The sequence below is a fragment of the Pseudoalteromonas sp. SR45-5 genome (assembly GCF_014163565.1).
In the GTDB taxonomy this organism is placed as follows: domain Bacteria; phylum Pseudomonadota; class Gammaproteobacteria; order Enterobacterales; family Alteromonadaceae; genus Pseudoalteromonas; species Pseudoalteromonas distincta.
This window is the reverse complement of record NZ_JACJDN010000841.1, coordinates 1-1401: the sequence shown is the minus strand read 5'-3', so window position 1 is coordinate 1401 and position 1401 is coordinate 1. Positions and strand designations below refer to the sequence as shown.

Sequence of the window (1401 nt, the reverse complement as noted above, 5' to 3'; positions counted from 1 at the left end):
GGTTTGTAATTTAACCTCTAAATATAATATTGTATTAGCAATTAATTACTTAGACGTTATTCAAGGATTGGAAATGGGATTGATTCTAGGGCCTGCTGTTTTAGCGTGGTTTGCGGTATTTATCTATTCTTTACGATTAGGGTATGTGCTTATTTATAAAAATATGAGCGTATTAACCACAGTGTCTACTTTTGCAATTAGTATTGTTGGTATGTTGGCTTTTATGACGTATGGATATAGGCAGTTTGTAAACAATACCTCAGTTTGGGCATTTGAGATCCCGAGTTACTTTTTATTTAGCAAAATAGCTTTTATAGGTGTGTTGAGTGGTTTTTTACTTAACTACTATATTAAGCCTGAAAATAGTTCGGAGTTTTTGAGCTGTTTAGCATTTGTATTAATATTTATGTTTTCTGCTGGTGTGCTTGCAAGCTTAGGAGGACATGAGGCCTTTTTGAAAGAATTTGATATTAAAACCACTCATTAAAAGTATGCATAATAAATTTTGGCCCAGTACCTATAAAAGGTAGTGGGCTTTTTACTATCCTAATAACCTCTTGTAAATGCGCTTTAGCGTGCTCCTTTCTGCATCTACCTCAAATGTATTGCCATAAAATCTTAGTTAAGTAATGGTTACACTATAATAATTAGGAGCTAATAGATGCTTAAAACACCTTTGAAAATCACAACAACGTTACTTAAATTTACTGCAATTGCAGGCGCCTGCACACTTGCATTATCAGCACATGGGAAAACACAACTTCAATACACAGAACAGCAAAAATTACATGATATAGCAGCTCAAGTATCAGCCGAACGTATTGGTAGTGACATTCAAACGCTGGTGGATTTCGGTACTCGCCATACGCTTTCAGAAACTAAATCGGATACTCGAGGCATTGGTGCGGCTAGGCGCTGGATAAAAAATGAATTTGAAAAAATATCCGCGCAGTGTGGCGGTTGTTTGGAAATCATTGAAGTAAAGGACACTATATCGGGCGAAAAACGCATTCCTAATCCTGTTGAAGTAGTTAACATTGTGGCTATTCAACGAGGGTCAAGCGAACCTAATCGCATGGTGATTATGTCGGGTGATATAGATTCTCGTGTAAGTGATGTTATGGACTTTACGAGTGATTCACCTGGGGCAAATGATAACGCATCAGGTGTAGCGGGAGTAATTGAAGCTGCTCGTGTTTTAAGTAAATACAAATTTAATGGTTCGGTAGTTTACGCGGCGCTTTCGGGCGAAGAGCAGGGTTTGTTTGGTGGAAAAATATTAACGGCTTATGCGCAAAAGCATGACTGGCAAGTTCATGGCGTTTTAAACAACGATATGATTGGCAATATTACCGGTATTAATGGGGTAACTGATAATACAACTGCGCGTATATTTTCAGA

2 protein-coding genes are annotated in these 1401 nt (G+C 37.5%); both read left to right on the top strand.

What is annotated here, in order from left to right; genetic code table 11:
- The coding region (locus tag H5072_RS19500) for a hypothetical protein (protein WP_259396000.1) at window positions 1–487 on the top strand (487 nt) is incomplete at its 5' end.
- A gap of 174 nt (window positions 488–661) precedes the next feature.
- The coding region (locus tag H5072_RS19495; RefSeq protein WP_182694514.1) for a M28 family peptidase at window positions 662–1401 on the top strand (740 nt) is incomplete at its 3' end.